At 60.1% G+C, this 15,983-nt stretch carries 15 protein-coding genes; 11 read left to right on the top strand and 4 right to left on the bottom strand.

Annotated elements, in window-relative coordinates; genetic code table 11:
- The first annotated feature begins 18 nt into the window (after positions 1-18).
- The 11 genes from AAE029_RS14060 to AAE029_RS14010 all read left to right on the top strand — a co-directional run bounded on the left by AAE029_RS14060 (position 19) and on the right by AAE029_RS14010 (position 10,446).
- The gene (locus AAE029_RS14060) at positions 19-855 is read left to right on the top strand and encodes an ABC transporter substrate-binding protein (protein ID WP_371073470.1); all 837 of its coding nucleotides are present in this window, start codon (positions 19-21) and stop codon (positions 853-855) included.
- A gap of 99 nt (positions 856-954) precedes the next feature.
- Positions 955-1,629, top strand: a complete 675-nt coding sequence (locus AAE029_RS14055; RefSeq protein WP_371073469.1) for a 4-carboxy-4-hydroxy-2-oxoadipate aldolase/oxaloacetate decarboxylase — start codon at positions 955-957, stop codon at positions 1,627-1,629.
- 53 nt (positions 1,630-1,682) lie between these two features.
- Positions 1,683-2,453 carry an SDR family oxidoreductase gene (locus AAE029_RS14050; protein ID WP_371073468.1) on the top strand — a complete coding sequence of 257 codons (771 nt, stop codon included), beginning with the start codon at positions 1,683-1,685 and terminating at the stop codon, positions 2,451-2,453.
- Positions 2,422-3,000, top strand: coding sequence for a gluconokinase (locus AAE029_RS14045; RefSeq protein ID WP_371073467.1), 579 nt, complete (start codon positions 2,422-2,424; stop codon positions 2,998-3,000). The genes AAE029_RS14050 and AAE029_RS14045 overlap by 32 nt, the downstream gene beginning before the upstream one ends.
- Entirely contained in the window at positions 2,997-3,944 is a 948-nt protein-coding gene (locus tag AAE029_RS14040; RefSeq protein WP_371073466.1) for a 2-hydroxyacid dehydrogenase, read from the top strand. Before AAE029_RS14045 ends, AAE029_RS14040 begins: the two co-directional genes overlap by 4 nt.
- A gap of 11 nt (positions 3,945-3,955) precedes the next feature.
- A complete protein-coding gene (locus tag AAE029_RS14035) occupies positions 3,956-4,987 on the top strand; it encodes an L-idonate 5-dehydrogenase (protein ID WP_371073465.1) in 1,032 nt (343 codons plus the stop codon).
- A 429-nt stretch (positions 4,988-5,416) separates the two neighbouring features.
- Positions 5,417-6,418 (top strand): biotin synthase BioB, encoded by a 1,002-nt coding sequence (gene bioB / locus AAE029_RS14030; protein ID WP_371073464.1) that lies wholly within the window; start codon positions 5,417-5,419, stop codon positions 6,416-6,418.
- Complete coding sequence (locus AAE029_RS14025) at positions 6,415-7,560, top strand: 8-amino-7-oxononanoate synthase (RefSeq protein WP_371073463.1); 1,146 nt, start codon at positions 6,415-6,417, stop codon at positions 7,558-7,560. The genes bioB and AAE029_RS14025 overlap by 4 nt, the downstream gene beginning before the upstream one ends.
- Positions 7,557-8,195: a dethiobiotin synthase gene (gene bioD / locus AAE029_RS14020; protein WP_371073462.1), complete on the top strand. Its 639-nt coding sequence runs from the start codon at positions 7,557-7,559 to the stop codon at positions 8,193-8,195. The genes AAE029_RS14025 and bioD overlap by 4 nt, the downstream gene beginning before the upstream one ends.
- Complete coding sequence (locus tag AAE029_RS14015) at positions 8,192-9,460, top strand: adenosylmethionine--8-amino-7-oxononanoate transaminase (RefSeq protein ID WP_371073461.1); 1,269 nt, start codon at positions 8,192-8,194, stop codon at positions 9,458-9,460. Before bioD ends, AAE029_RS14015 begins: the two co-directional genes overlap by 4 nt.
- Complete coding sequence (locus AAE029_RS14010; RefSeq protein ID WP_371073460.1) at positions 9,457-10,446, top strand: beta-ketoacyl-ACP synthase III; 990 nt, start codon at positions 9,457-9,459, stop codon at positions 10,444-10,446. The genes AAE029_RS14015 and AAE029_RS14010 overlap by 4 nt, the downstream gene beginning before the upstream one ends.
- A gap of 306 nt (positions 10,447-10,752) precedes the next feature.
- Here AAE029_RS14010 and AAE029_RS14005 read toward each other — a convergent pair whose 3' ends face one another.
- From AAE029_RS14005 to AAE029_RS13990, 4 genes are all read right to left on the bottom strand, one after another.
- Positions 10,753-11,850, bottom strand: coding sequence for a 2Fe-2S iron-sulfur cluster-binding protein (locus AAE029_RS14005; RefSeq protein WP_371073459.1), 1,098 nt, complete (start codon positions 11,848-11,850; stop codon positions 10,753-10,755).
- Between the two features lies 1 nt (position 11,851).
- Positions 11,852-13,096, bottom strand: a complete 1,245-nt coding sequence (locus tag AAE029_RS14000; RefSeq protein ID WP_371073458.1) for an aromatic ring-hydroxylating dioxygenase subunit alpha — start codon at positions 13,094-13,096, stop codon at positions 11,852-11,854.
- A 952-nt stretch (positions 13,097-14,048) separates the two neighbouring features.
- Positions 14,049-15,086, bottom strand: a complete 1,038-nt coding sequence (locus AAE029_RS13995; RefSeq protein WP_371073457.1) for a glycine betaine/L-proline ABC transporter ATP-binding protein — start codon at positions 15,084-15,086, stop codon at positions 14,049-14,051.
- Positions 15,079-15,966 carry an ABC transporter permease gene (locus tag AAE029_RS13990; RefSeq protein ID WP_371073456.1) on the bottom strand — a complete coding sequence of 296 codons (888 nt, stop codon included), beginning with the start codon at positions 15,964-15,966 and terminating at the stop codon, positions 15,079-15,081. The genes AAE029_RS13995 and AAE029_RS13990 overlap by 8 nt, the downstream gene beginning before the upstream one ends.
- Positions 15,967-15,983: the final 17 nt, after the last annotated feature.

Raw genomic sequence — 15,983 nt, 5'->3', positions numbered from 1 at the left:
AATATAAGGAGAACAGCAATGAACTGGAAGTGCCTCATGCTCACGGTTGCGCTTGCGGGCGCCGCCGCTGCCACGCCTGCAAAGGCGGATCAGCTAGACACGATCATGGCGAACAAGACGCTGCGTTGCGCGACTTTTGCCGATGTTCCACCATTCGCCGCGCCCGATCCGAAGACCCGCGAAATGGCCGGTTTCGACGTCGACCTCTGCAAGGCCATCGCCAAGGAACTCGGCGTCAAGGCCGAGGTCAAGCCGGTATCAGTCGAAGCCCGCGTTCCGGAAGTCAAGCTTGGCCGCGTCGACATCACCGTCGCCAATCTTGCCTATACGCTAAGCCGCGCCGAACAGATCCAGTTCAGCGATCCCTACTATCTCGCCAAGGAAATGCTGATCGTGCCCGTCGACGATCCGGGGAAGAAGAAGTCCGACTACGAGGGCAAGCGCATTGCCTCGACCAAGGGGTCGACCTCCGAGATGTCGATCAAGCTCAACAAGTCCGAGCCATTGACCTTCCAGGATACCGCATCCGCCTATCTCGCCGTCCAGCAGGGCAAGGCCCGCGGCATGGTGGCGAACACCATGACCATGACCAAGTTCGTCAACGAATCGAAAAGCAAGGGCAAGGAAATGCGGATGATCGAGGAACCGATGTTGTTCCAGCCGATCGGCATCGGCATGGCCAAGGACAATCCGGCCCTGACCGCCAAGATTAACGAAGTGCTCCACAAGCTCGATAATTCCGGCGAGCTCAACAAGATCTGGGACAAATGGCTTGGCCCGAACACCGAATACAAGATGACGCGTACCGACAAGGTCGTACCGCTCTCCGAGCTGAAGTTCGACCCAATCCCATAAGGCACAGCTTCCGCTCGGTCTGCCGAAACTCATTCTCAAATCATTGAAGACTGCAGACGGCGGGATGTCTCCGCCGTCAGCTTAACCGTGGGAGGTTCCATGATTCACATCAAAGACATCGCCGAACGGCCGAGCAAGGCCGATATAGAGGCGCTTTCCAAATTCTCGCCAGCGACTATCCATGAGGCCCAGGGACGCAAGGGCGCTCTTTCCTCCCGCCTGAAGCCCGTCGACTACCGCATGAAGCTGTGCGGTCCGGCCTTTACCGTAAAATGCGCACCGCGCGACAACATCATGCTGCAACTCGCCATCAACTACGCCAAGCGGGGCGATATCATCGTCGTGTCCGCGGGCGAATATGAAGAAGCCGGCTCCTTCGGCGACGTTCTCGCCAACGCCTGCCTTGCCAAGGGCATTGGCGGGCTTGTCACAGATACCGGCGTGCGTGACACGCTGCAGCTCAGGGAACTGGGATTCCCGGTCTTCTCGCTCAGCGTTTGTATCAAGGGCACCGTCAAGGAGACGATTGCCGCGGTCAACGACCCGATCATCGTTGGTGGCGAGATCATCAACCCTGGCGATATCATCGTAGGCGATGCTGATGGTCTGGTCGTTGTGCGCCGCGCCGAAGCACAGGAAGCCGCCCGACTGTCGCAGGCCCGCGAAGATGCTGAAGCCGGCTACATCGAGGCTTACAGGCAGGGCAAGTCGGTGATCGAAGTCAGCAAGCTCGAGCCGGTGTTGAAGGCCAAAGGCCTTGTCGTCGATATTTGAAACCTGGTGCGATAGCTCCGCGAAAATTGTCTCCGTTTTCGGAAGGAGGTCCAGTGACCTATCCATTATTTGACTTGTCTGGCTCGCGCGCTTTGGTAACGGGCTCATCGCAGGGCATTGGTCTTGCTTTGGCCCGGGGGCTTGCACAGCATGGCGCATCATTGGTGCTGAACGGGCGCGACAAGGCCAAGCTCGCGGAGGCGGCACGGGCACTTGAGGCGGAAGGATGCGCGTCGGTTTCGGTGTCCGACTTCGACGTGACGGATATGGAAGCCGTGCATCGTGGCGTCGGCGCCATCGAGCGGGAGATCGGGCCGATCGATATCCTGATCAACAATGCCGGCATGCAGTTCCGCACGCCGCTCGAGGACTTTCCCGCCGATCGCTGGGAGCAGTTGCTGAAGACGAATATCTCCAGTGTCTTTTATGTGGGACAGGCGGTCGCCCGGCACATGATCGGCCGCGGGCGGGGGAAGATCATCAACGTCGCTTCGGTCCAAAGCGAACTGGCGCGCCCCGGCATAGCGCCCTATACGGCGACCAAGGGCGCAGTGAAGAACCTGACGCGCGGCATGTGCGCGGACTGGGCCAAGCATGGCCTGCAGATCAACGCAATCGCTCCCGGCTACTTCAAGACACCGCTGAACCAGGCATTGGTCGACAGTGCCGAATTCTCGTCCTGGCTGGAGAAGCGCACGCCGGCTGCCCGCTGGGGCAATGTAGAGGAATTGGTCGGCGCGGCCGTGTTCCTCTCGAGCAAGGCTTCCTCCTTCGTCAACGGACACACGCTCTATGTCGATGGCGGCATCACGACCTCTCTCTAAGGTATCCGGTCCGATTGGCCCACTGGTCGTGATGGGGGTCTCCGGCTGCGGCAAGACATCAGTCGGCAAGCTGCTGGCGTCCAGTCTCGGTTACACCTTCATCGAGGGCGACAGTCGCCATTCGGCTGCGAATGTCGAGAAGATGCGCAAGGGCATCCCGCTGACCGATGATGACCGATGGCCTTGGCTGGAAACGCTCGGAGCAGAGCTCGCGGCTGGTGGAGAGACAGTCATCTCCTGTTCCGCCTTGAAGCGATCGTATCGCGACCTTCTGAGGAACGAAGCGGGCCGGACAATCACCTTCGTGTTCCTGCAGGGAACGCGGACGATGCTGGCAGCGCGGATGAGCGGCCGCAAGGGTCATTATATGCCGCTTTCGCTGCTGGACAGCCAGCTGGCCACGCTCGAGTTGCCGACCAGTGAGCGCGACGTGGTGGCGATCGAGATCGACCAGCCGCTCGAGCGGATCGTCTCAATGGCGATCGCACGGATCGCGTCCACAGCGGCTTGCCACGGTGAACAAAGAATCGAATGGAGGAAACAATGAGCAAGCCCGAGATCCTGCTGATCGGTCCCTATCCAGAGTGGGACCTAGTTGAGCTGGAGGCGCAATACGAGCTCCGAAAGCTCTACGAGGCAGAAGACCGCGATGCGTTTGTCCAAAAATATGCGCTTAATATCCGGGCGATCGCCACGCGCGGCGAGCTCGGCGCCCCGGCGGCCCTGATTGATCAGCTGCCTAACCTCGAAATCGTCTCGGTCTATGGCGTCGGTTACGATGCCGTCGATCTTGCGGCCTGCCGGGGGAGGGGCATCCGGGTGACGAATACGCCCGATGTGCTGACCAACGACGTTGCAGATCTCGGCATTGCGATGATGCTGTGTCAGTCGCGCGGCATGATCGGCGCCGAGCGCTGGGTAAAGGACGGCAGCTGGGCGAGGGACGGACTCTATCCGCTGAAGGGTCGGGTCTGGGGCCGTAAGGCAGGGGTGCTCGGGCTTGGCCGCATCGGCTTCGAGGTGGCCAAGCGGCTCAAGGGCTTCGACATGCACATCGCCTATAGCGATGTTGCCGAAAAGCCCTATGCCGACGGCATGACCTTCATTGCAGATCCCGTTGAACTCGCCCGGCATTCGGACTTCCTGTTCGTCACATTGGCGGCCTCGGCCGCAACGCGTCACATCGTCTCGAAAGAGGTGATCGCCGCGCTCGGTCCGGAAGGCATGCTGATCAACATTTCACGGGCTTCCAACATCGATGAGGAGGCTCTGCTCGAAGCATTGGAAAGCCGGACTTTGGGGTCGGCCGCACTCGACGTGTTCGAAGGCGAGCCGAAGCTCAATCCACGCTTTCTGAAGCTGGACAACGTGCTGGTGCAGCCGCATCACGCGTCGGGTACAATCGAAACCCGCAGGGCGATGGGCAAGCTTGTGCGTGACAATCTCTCAGCGCACTTTGCAGGCGCCGCCATGCCGACCCCCGTTATCTGAGGACAACACCGATGAAAGCCGTCGTCATTCACGCAGCCAAGGATCTGCGCATCGAGGAAAGAGACAATGAATCGCTCGGGGCCGGACAGGTGGAGGTAGCCATCGAAGCCGGCGGTATCTGCGGCTCCGACCTGCATTATTACAATCACGGCGGCTTCGGCACTGTGCGCCTCCGCGAGCCGATGATCCTCGGGCACGAGGTGGCCGGCACCGTGAAGGCGCTAGGGGAAGGGGTCTCAAGCCTTGCCGTCGGCGATCGGGTGGCCGTCTCGCCGAGCCGGCCTTGCAATGCTTGCGACTATTGCCTGAAGGGCCACCAGAACCATTGCCTCAACATGCGCTTCTACGGCTCCGCCATGCCGATGCCGCATATCCAGGGAGCGTTCCGCCAGCGTCTCGTCGCCGAACAGTGGCAGTGCCACAGGATTGCCGACGGTGTATCGATCAACGAAGCCGCCATGGCCGAGCCTTTTGCGGTGACGTTGCACGCGGTCAATCGCGCCGGCGCCCTGACCGGGAAGCGCGTGCTGGTCACCGGCTGCGGGCCGATCGGCGCGCTTGCGATCATCGCGGCTCGCGCCCATGGCGCCCGTGAGATCGTCGCGACCGATGTCATGGATGCGGTTCTCAAGAAGGCTCTCGAAGTGGGCGCCGACCGGGTTATCAATGTCGCCGGCAGTCCGGAGCGGCTTTCGGACTATTCTGCCGACAAGGGATACTTCGACGTGCAGTTCGAGGCTTCCGGCAACGAACGGGCCGTGCGTTCCGGCCTCGAGGTGCTGAAACCGCGTGGCGTTCTCGTCCAGCTCGGGCTCGGCGGCGATGTCTCAATTCCGCAGAATATGGTTGTGGCCAAGGAAATCGAGATGAAGGGCACATTCCGCTTCCACGAAGAGTTCGATCTTGCTGTCGACCTGATCAATCATCGCCGGGTCGATCTCAGGCCGCTGCTTACCGATACCTTCCCCCTTGAAGACGTCCTCAAGGCCTTTGAGACCGCAGCCGACAGAACAAAATCAATGAAGGTGCAGCTTTCCTTTTGAGCAATATAGCTGGAGATATAGCAGCGCTCGAAGGCTTGATTACGGCTACTGGCGGCTATGTGGACTTTGCCGATGGGCTAATATGGGCGTGCCGTACGACCTGCCGTACCTGTGATCCGTAGCGCGATGCCTTCAAGGCGGACATACTTGTCAGCGAGTCCGCCATATGAATCTGCCGCTAGAGCAATTCCAGCAAAAGTGCGGAACGCGGTTTTCCGTCCGGAATTGCGTTTAAACAAAGGGTCAGAGCGGGTCCACGTTTCCGTCAAAAGCTGAACCGCTCTGGTTGTCCCTGAACACTAAAGCGTCGGCCACGTCACGCGGCCATGCCACTATGGCATTGCGCATTTTCCGTCGAAACTATAGATAAATTCCGATTCTATCTATTCACGCAGAGGAGAGCGATCGGAAATGCTAAATGCGGGCCTAATGAATGAGGGAACTCCGGGCAATTCCGCTGACGGTGGCGAGCGGTGGAATCTCGTCGGCGCAAGAAAAATCTATAATTTGCCGTTCAACGATCTCCTCTTCCGTGCCCAGTCGGTCCACCGCATGCATTTCGACCCGAATGCGGTGCAAATGAGCCGGCTCCTGTCGATCAAGACCGGGGGATGCGCGGAAGATTGTGGCTATTGCAGCCAGTCGGCACATTACCCGACGGGGCTCAAGGCATCAAAATTGATGGAGGTCGAACGCGTTATCGCAGAGGCCCGCAAGGCTAAGGAAGGCGGCGCCACACGCTATTGCATGGGGGCTGCCTGGCGCAGCCCGAAGGAGCGCGACATGGAGGCGATCGTCGCCATGGTTGGCGGCGTGAAGGCGCTTGGCATGGAAACCTGCATGACACTCGGCATGCTGACGCCTGCCCAGTCGGAGCGGCTCGCCGGCGCCGGGCTCGATTACTACAACCACAATATCGATACCTCCGAACGCTTCTACGGCGAGATCATCACCACGCGAGACTTTTCCGACCGGCTGGAGACGCTTGCCAATGTCCGTGAAGCCGGCATCAAGGTTTGCGCCGGCGGTATCCTGGGTATGGGCGAGACGGTTGATGATCGTATTTCAATGCTGGTCACGCTCGCCAATCTTCCCTCGGCCCCGGAAAGCGTGCCGATCAACATGCTAATCCCCATTCCCGGATCAAAGCTCGCCGACGCGCCGCCGGTCGATCCGATTGATTTCGTCCGCACGATCGCACTTGCCCGGATCCTGATGCCGAAATCGCATGTGCGCCTCTCGGCCGGCCGCACGGACATGAGCGACGAGATGCAAGCGCTCTGTTTCTTCGCTGGTGCCAATTCGATCTTTGTCGGTGAGACGTTATTGACCGCCGATAATCCCGGCGAGGACCACGATGCTGCGCTGTTCCGCCGCCTTGGGCTAAGGCCGATGGAGTTGGAACCGGTGGAGAAGGAGCCGGCCGAGTGACCTCGCGCGGTGTCCTGCGTTACGAGAGAACGTTGGCGGGGCTCGAGCGCAAGGGACGGCACCGGGCGCTCGTTGCCTCAAGCGGCGTCGACTTCACGTCGAACGACTATCTGGCGCTCGCCCAATCGCCGCGGCTGAAGGCGGAGATCACGGCAGCACTTGACCGCGGCGTGCCGGTCGGCGCCGGCGGATCGCGGCTGCTGCGCGGCAACCATCCGGAGCATGAAGCGCTGGAGGCGGAAGCGGCAGTATTCTTCGGTGCGGATCGGGCGCTTTTTTTCGGCAGCGGCTATACGGCCAATGCCGCGCTCTTTGCGACCTTGCCGCAGCGCGACGACATCATCGTCCATGACGCGCTGATCCATGCGAGCGTCCATGAGGGCATATCGGGCAGCAAGGCACAGTCTGTTGCCGTGCGGCACAATGACGTGGACGCTTTTGCCGATGCGATCCGTCGATGGCGCAGCGCCGGTGGAACGGGACATCCGTGGATTGCTGTTGAAAGCCTTTATTCGATGGATGGCGACCGGGCACCTCTGGCGGAGCTCGCCGAGCTCGCAGACCGGCACGATGGTTTTCTGGTGATCGACGAGGCGCATGCGACCGGTGTTTTCGGCCCCGGAGGCCGCGGTCTGTCGACGGCGCTCAAGGGCCGTGAAAATGTCATCGTGCTGCACACCTGCGGCAAGGCGCTCGGGGTTTCGGGCGCATTGCTCGGCGCAAGCGGCATCCTTTGCGACTATCTCGTCAATCGCGCCCGGGGCTTCATCTATTCGACTGCGCCATCGCCGCTGATCGCCGCCGCCGTCCGCGAGGCGTTGAAGATTGTCGCCGACGAGCCACAGCGGTTGGCGGATTTCGATGAGCTCACAAGCTTCGCCAATCAGACGCTCGCCGCAACGCTCGGCGTCGACGGCAGCGGGTCGCAGATTCTGCCGGTGATGATCGGCGACAACGCTCGCGTCGTGCGAATCGCGGCGCGCCTGCGCTCGGAAGGTTTCGATATCCGCGCAATCCGTCCGCCGACGGTTCCCGAAAGCACGGCACGGCTCAGGATCGCCATCACGCTGAACGTCAACAAGCCGGCGATCCTGCAGATGCTCGAAAGCCTGAAGATCGCGGTCGCGGAGGAGCGGCCATGACGCCTCGCTTTGTGATTGCCGGCACGGATACCGGCATCGGCAAGACCGTTTTTGCCGCGGCGCTCACCGATGCACTTGCGGGCTTATACTGGAAGCCGGTGCAGTCTGGTCTCGACGGCGAGACGGACAGCGAAACCGTCGGGCGACTTGGCCGATTAGCGCACGATCGCATCCTGGCGGAAGCCTACAGGCTCAAGACACCTGCCTCGCCGCATCTTTCTGCCAGGATCGACGGCGTGACAATCCAGCCCGAAAGCCTTTCGCCGCCTTCCGTCGACGGGCCGCTCGTCATCGAAGGGGCGGGAGGGTTGCTGGTGCCGCTGACGGAACGAACCGTCTTTGCCGATGTCTTTGCGCGCTGGCAGATTCCCGTTATCCTCTGCGCTCGCACCGGGCTCGGCACGATCAATCACACGCTGCTTTCCCTCGAGGCGCTACGCAGCCGGTCGATCCCGGTTCTTGGTGTCGCCTTCATCGGCGACGAACAGGCGGACACGCAAAACATCATTGCCGCCCTGGGTCATGTCCGAGTCCTAGGACGTCTGCCACGGCTCGATCCGTTGACCCCGGACAGTCTCCGGCAAGCTTTCCCCGAACATTTCGAAGTGGACGATTTCCGCGAGGCGCGCCCATGAGAACGTCCCCCGTCTGGCATCCCTTCACCCAGCACGCGCTGGAACCGATGATGAAACGCATCGTCCATACCGAAGGCGCCTATCTCGTCGATGAGGACGGTTCGCGAATTCTTGACGCGATCTCGTCCTGGTGGGTGATCACCCACGGCCACCGGCACCCGGCAATCATGGAGGCGATCCGGTGCGCCTCTGAGACCTATGACCAGATCATCTTTGCCGAGTATACGCACGAGCCGGCGGAGGAGCTTGCAAAGGGCCTGATCAAGATTGCGCCGGCAGGGCTGGAGCATGTGTTCTATTCCGACAGCGGTTCGACCGCGGTGGAAGTGGCGTTGAAAATGGCACTTGGTTTTTTCCACAACGCAGGGGCGCCGCGCAACCGCATCTGCGTCGTCGAACATGGCTACCATGGTGACACCATCGGCACGATGTCGGCCGGCGAACGCGGCGTCTTCAACGCGGCCTACGAGCCGCTTCTCTTCGCGGTCGACCGCCTGCCTTTTCCGGAGGCCGGCCGCGAACAGGAAACGCTCGACGCCTGCGAGGCCTTTTGCGCTTCGGGCGAGGTGGCAGCACTGCTCATCGAACCGCTGGTGCTCGGTGCCGGTGGCATGAAGATGTACCCAGCTTCCGTTCTCGCCGAATTGAAGCGGATCGCCGCACGACATGGGAGCCTGCTGATCGCCGACGAGGTAATGAGCGGCTGGGGTCGAACGGGCAGTCTCTTCGCGTGCGAACAGGCGGGAATCGCACCCGATATCCTTTGCACATCGAAGGGCCTGACCGGCGGCGCGCTGCCGCTTGCGGCAACCCTTTGCTCAGGGGAAATTTTCGCAGCGCATCTGTCGGCCGACCGCCGCAAGACATTCTTTCATTCCAGCTCCTATTCGGCCAATCCGATCGCCTGCGCGGCAGCAGTCGCCAATCTCCGCATCTGGAAGGCGGAACCGGTCGGCGTGCGTATCGAGGCGCTTGTGGCGAAGCAGCAGCGACAGTTGGAGCGCTTCAACGCCGACCCGCGCTTCAGCAACGTCCGCCAGGCGGGCACAATCACCGCACTCGATCTCAACGTGCCAGCCGGCGGCTACCTCTCCGATGTCGGCCCTCGGCTGAGGGCCTTCTTCCGCGAGCGCAAGCTACTCATACGCCCGCTCGGCGATGTCATCTACCTGATGCCGCCTTATTGCGTCACCGACGCCGACCTCAACCGGGCATACGGCGCGATCGATGAGGCGGCGTCTGCCTTTGCAACGGGACGGCTATGAGGGTTGTCCGGTCATCACGCCTTACCGGCTTCGGTCACTTTGTGCCGGCGCGCCGCGTCGAGAACGCCGAAATCGAAACGAAACTCGGCCTCGAGACGGGATGGATCGAACGGCGGACAGGCATTCGGGCGCGGCGCTGGGTCGGGGAGGCCGATACGCTGACGGGCCTTGCAGCCAAGGCTGGGGAAGCCGCGCTCGATGATGCGGGTCTTCCTCGGAGCGAGATCGCCTTGACGCTGCTCGCAACCTCGACGCCCGATCATCTGCTGCCGCCCTCAGCACCGCTGCTTGCGCACCGTCTCGGGCTTGCCAATTCCGGCGCAATCGACCTTGCCGGTGCCTGTTCGGGCTTCCTTTACGCGCTGACACTCGCCGACGGTTTCGTCCGCACGCAGGCAAAGCCGGTTCTGGTTGTTGCCGCAAATATCCTGAGCCGCCGGATCAACCCGGCCGAAAGGGCGAGCGCGGTGCTCTTTGCCGATGCAGCCGGCGCCGTCGTCGTTGCGCCGTCAGATGATCCCGAGAAAGGTTTGCTCGGCGTCGACCTGGCGTCGGACGGAAGCGGCTATGATCTGATCACGATCCCTGGCGGCGGCAGCAGCCGGCCCTTCGCGCCGGGCATGGCGGCGGAGGATGTTTTGATGACGATGCGCGACGGACGGGAGGTGTTCGTTCGGGCCGTGGACATGATGACGGCCTGCGCAGCCCGCGTGCTGACCGACGCCGGTCTCGATCCGTCAGACGTGAGCCGCTTTGTACCGCATCAGGCGAATATCAGGATCTTCGACGCCGTATGCGGCAATCTCGGCATCGACCCGATACGGACGGTGCGGACCATCGAAGATCACGGTAACTCGTCGGCAGCGACGATCCCGCTGTCGCTTTCGCTTGCGCATAGGACCACGCCCTTTTTGTCCGGAGAAAGGCTATTGCTGGCGGCGGCGGGTGCGGGATTGACCGGAGGCGCGGTGCTGGTCGGCATATAGGAAACATCACGACGCAACCGCCGCTCCGTTTCGATTAGACCCTTTGCTCCAACTCGCAGGGACAAAAGCAAAGGCGAGGGAATTGGCCGGCGACCTTCTCGCGGTGCAGATTGACAGATCCTGACCTATTGAGGCCGGAGACCAGCGCGCTTTGGCTAGAGCGGTTCAGCTTATTATGGAATCGCGGAACCGCTCTAACCCTTTGTTTTTACGCAATTCCGAACGGAAAACCGCTTCGCACTTTTCCTGGAATTGCTCTAGGCTACGTTCAGCGGCTTACCCGGAGTCTCTTGGAATTCCATAACATCAAGCTTCGATTGACACATTGCCGATCGGCCGGGAGCAGCAGGCGAGGATGTAACCCTCCTCGACCTCATCGTCGAGGATGCCGCCGTTGTGGCGCATTTCGACTTCGCCAGAGATCTTCATGACGCGACAGGTGCCACAAAGACCGCTCTCGCAGGCCGCACCGATGCGCACGCCGGCGGCGCGCGCTGTCTGCAAGATTGTCCGGCCCGGCGGGCACTCAGCCTCCTTACCGGCCATGGTGAAGGTGACGGTCGAAATCGCGTCGGCATCGGCCTCGTTATGCCCCGCGCGCACGGCAAGCTCTTCGGCAGCGGGCGCTGCCGCGGGTTGGAAACTTTCCTCGTGGTAGCGATCCATGTTGAAACCGCAGACTTTCAGCATGTCGCGCACGCCGCGCATGAACGGCTCCGGGCCGCAGCAGAACACAGTCCGATCGCGGAAGTCCGGGGAGAGCAGCGAAAGCCGTGCGGCATCGATGCGGCCACGCAGACCGTGCCAGCCGTCACGCGGATTGTGGCTTGCAACGACAAAGCCGAGCGAGAGATTCGGCATCTGCGCCGCAAGACATTCGAGTTCCGACTTGAAGAGCAGGTCGTCCGGCGTGCGGGCGCACGAGATGAAGGTCACGTCCGTCTGCGGCGCGCAGTCTGCCATCCAGCGCGTCATCGACATCATCGGCGTAATGCCGGAGCCGCCCGAGATGAAGAGATACTTGTCGCCCGCATGGCGTACGAAGGAGAAGTCGCCGAGCGGGCCGAAGGCTTTCAGTTTCATGCCCGGCTTCAGGTTGTCGAACATCCAGCGCGTGCCGATGCTCGTCGCCTGCGCCTTCACCGTCACGGAGACGGAGAAGGGCCGCGAAGGCGTCGAGGAGAGCGTATAGGTGCGCATCACCGGCTCGTCTTCTGAAACCGGCAGTTCGAGCGTGACGAACTGGCCCGGCAAATACCGGAACCAGTTGTCGCGATCCGAGCGGAACGTGAAGGTCATCACGTCCGTCGTCTCCACCGTGGCTGCAATGCATTCCAGCAGGTGCTGGCGGTCGTTCCAAGGGTGGAGTTCGTCGAAGTGGCGAAACGTGCCGACAGTCGTCATGTCAGGCCACCCGCGAGAGCGGCTGCTTCGAACCGTCGAGCCGCTCGATCATGAAGTTGGAATACCATTCGACGAATTGCATGACACCGTTCTCGTCTTCCGGCGAATAGGGGCCAGGCTGATAAGCGGGCGAGCGGATGCCGAAGGCGTTCTCCTCAACGATTTGGCGGTCCTGGTCGTTTGTCTCGGTCCAGACGTGCGTGAGTTCATCGAGACGGTAGTCGATGCCCTCGACCGCATCCTTATTGACCAGCCATTTGGTGGTGACCTGCGTCAACTCCGGTCCGAGCGGCAATACCCGGAAAGTGATCGCGTGGTCAGCGAGCACGTGATTCCATGTCGTCGGATAGTGAAAGAGCAACAGCGTGCCAATTTGGGTTTGCTGCACTTCGTTAGAAAGTGGACGCTTGACGGCGCGAGCACCCGACATGGTGTAGCTCTCGGCCTCCTGGATGAGCGGCATGCGTGCGGCGCGGAACTGGCCGGTCGGCGAGATGCGGAACTCGCTTGGCAGTCCCGCGGCCTCGCACTTAGCCCAGTGCTCGGCAATCACCGGGTCGTCCTTGGCGCCTTGCACGCCGGTCGCGCTCGGCGCTTCCGGATAGGTGCGGCAGAGCTCCGGATGATTGGCAGCACAGTGGTAGCACTCGCGGTTATTTTCCCAGACAAGCTTCCAGTTGCCCTTCTCGATGATGGTGCTTTCGAAGGCAACCTTGGTCTCGCCGAGGCGGTGGCGGGCAAGATAGGGTTCAACGGTCGTGAGGAATGGCGCGAAATCCGGCGCCTGGTCTGCCAGACAGATGAAAATGTATCCGCCGATTGTCTCGCAGTGAATCGGCTTCAAGCCGTGCTGGCTCTTGTCGAAATCCTCGGCCATGTGGCGGGCGAAGAGCAGGCTGCCGTCAAGTTCGTAAGTCCACTGGTGATAGGGGCAAACAAGCTTTGCCGATGAGCCTTTATGCTGCGCGCATACGCGCGACCCGCGGTGGCGGCAGGAATTGTGCAGCGCGCGGACGGTGCCGGAGCGGTCGCGGGTGACGACGACAGGATAGTCGCCGACCTGCACGGTGAAGTAGTTTCCAGACTTGGGGATCTCGCAGTCGTGGCCGATGAACAGCCAGTCGCGATACCAGATCGTCTCCAGGTCAAGCTTGTAATAATCAGGATCGATGTAGAAGGCCTGCTCGAGGCTGTAACCATCGCGCCGGTTCTTGAGCTTGCGGAGCACGTCGCTGCGAATATCCATGCCAGTTCCTCAGATATCCAAGTTTTATGGAAGCGTGCGGGAGACCATACAACCCGCGAAACCGCGCTAGATTGCACACTCTCCGGCCGCTCACCGAAGCCAGTGATGATCATTTCTCCAGGATGGTTTCAGGGCTGACGAATGTGCCGCCGGCCTGTCGCGGCACCTTCCCAGACCTTACGTCCAGACTGCTGTGTCTTGCTCTAGAGCGGTTCAGCTTCATGGAGTAGAGGAACCGCTCTAACCCTTTGTTTCACGCAATTCCGAACCGGAAAACCGCTTCGCACTTTTCCTGGAATTGCTCTAGCACCGTGGCGAGAGCAGTGCCGGATCTTATCCGGGCTTCTCAATACCGATCCTCCTTAAGAGCGGCACCTTGAGTGTCTTTATCTAACCGCATAAATTTACGGATGACTTTCCAAAAAACGACATGCCTTCTGGATTTTGACGACAGTCAATTTGCATCGATGAAAATGACGTATAAAAATTTATCCATAATTTTCAGCGCCATATGTTTAGACTCACCGTACAATGGTTACACTTTCTGGAATTTCCGGTAAAAGGCCGCAATTTTGTCAATTTGCGACCACGTGCAATGGTCGCACACGTGGCAGCCGATGCGGCGGACCTCAGGATTGATCTCCGCAAGCGCGATCTCCGGCAGGACCTTTTGATTCGAGCTGCACAATCATCACTTCGAGCGAGCGGCAATGGCGGCACGGAATCCATGGAGATTCCGTGCAAATTCTCGCGTCATATATTCGGATATACCTGCCCCTCCGGAAGACCCGCGGGGCACGCACTTACAATCAAAATGTCGAATTCCACCCTCTTCCGTTCCGGAAGATCCATCATCTCACGCATCTTTCCACTTCATCGCAGGGCATATGCGCGGATAATGGTTGCACGGGTGACCCAGACTTGGTCCATGAAGCCAGAAATGCTCCGAGGGCTATCGCGCACTGACCATCGCCGTTGCCAAGTGGCCGAAAGTCACGACTCCAAGCGGTTTGCCTGTTGGCGCGACGACATAGACCTCACCGTCCTGTGATGAGGACAGCATCCGCACCGCTTCTTCAACGGTTGTTCCGGCCTTGATTGTACGCGCACCCTGCACCGCTGCCGGCGGCAACGGCATCATCACTGCATCAACATGGATGACACGGCCCCTGTTGACCTCTTTGACGAAGTTGGCGACGTAATCGTCTGCGGGACGCAGGACGATGTCCTGACTGGTCCCTTGCTGGATGACTTCGCCATCGCGCAGGATCGCAATCTGGTCGCCCAGGCGTAGCGCTTCGTCCAGATCATGTGTGATGAAGACGATCGTTTTCTTTATTTCCTTCTGGATGTCGAGAAGCACGGTCTGCATATCCATTCGGATCAACGGATCGAGCGCGGAATAGGCCTCGTCCATCAAAAGAACAGGCGCATCATTCGAAAGGGCGCGCGCGAGTCCGACGCGTTGCTGCATGCCGCCCGAGAGCTGATTGGGATATTTCTGCTCGTAACCCTTCAGCCCAACGCGCTCCAGCCAACGCATCGCGACGTCGACAGCCTCTGAACGCTCGATGCCTTGTACCTCCAGCCCGAAGACGGTGTTGTCGAGGACGTTGCGATGCGGAAGAAGCGCAAACTTCTGAAATACCATTGCAGTCTGGTGCCGACGAAACTCACGAAGTTCGATCTGCTTCATTTTGACGACATCAACACCATCGACCAGCACTTCACCGGCGGTCGGATCGATCAGCCGGTTGACATGCCGGATGAGCGTTGACTTTCCAGAACCCGAAAGACCCATGATGACCTGGATACGGCCAGAAGGGATCTCGACATTGATATCCCTCAGGCCCAGCACGTGGCCGTGCTTTTCATTGAGATCGGCCTTCGTCAGTCCGTCCTGGACCGCCTCGATGTGAGCGGCGGGATTGGGGCCGAAGATCTTGTAGAGGTGGCGGATCTTGATGCCGCCAAAATGATGGTCAGCCATGGACGGTCTCCCGATGTTTCTGGAGTCTTTTGCCGTATGCCTGGCTCACTCTGTCGAAGATGATGGCAATGCCGACGATGGCGAGGCCGTTGAAAATGCCCAGCGTAAAATATTGATTGGCGATTGCCTTCAGTACGGGTTGACCAAGGCCCTGGACGCCTATCATCGAAGCGATGACGACCATTGCGAGCGCCATCATGATGGTCTGGTTGATGCCGGCCATAATGGTAGGCAGGGCAAGCGGGAGCTGAACCTTGAACAGCTTTTGCCAATCCGATGTTCCGAAGGCGTCGGCTGCCTCCAGCACATCTCTGTCGACGAGACGGATGCCGAGGTCGGTCAGCCGGATCATAGGCGGGATTGCGTAGATGACGACGGCAATGAGTCCCGGGACCTTGCCGATCCCGAGCAGCATGACAACTGGGATGAGATAGACGAAACTCGGCATGGTCTGCATGACGTCGAGGATTGGATTGACGATCCGCTGCACATGATTGGAGCGCGACATCAGAATGCCGATTGGAATGCCGATGGCGATGGAAAGTACTGTACAGACGAAGATCATCGAGACGGTCCGCATCGTATCGTCCCACATATCGAAGTAGCCGATAAGCAGCAGCGTCACGAGGCAGCCTATGACGATCTTCACGCTACGGCTCGCGAGCCATGCGACTGCGAGGATAATGAGGATAATGATCGGCCACGGCGTCTGCGTCATAAAGCGTTCGGCAGTGATCAGAAAATGTTGCAACGGCGAAAAAAGACCTTCGATCACATCGCCGTATGCCCGGGTAAAGGCCCGAAAGCCGTCGTCGATCCCCTTCTTCAGGTTGCGCAAGGTATCGTCGTTCATGTGAGGGAATTTATAAAACCATTCCATTCGGTTCCCCTTTTTTT

It is taken from the genome of Sinorhizobium sp. CB7 (assembly GCF_041357635.1).
Taxonomy (GTDB): domain Bacteria; phylum Pseudomonadota; class Alphaproteobacteria; order Rhizobiales; family Rhizobiaceae; genus Rhizobium.
This window is presented reverse-complemented; position numbering and strand designations above follow the sequence as displayed.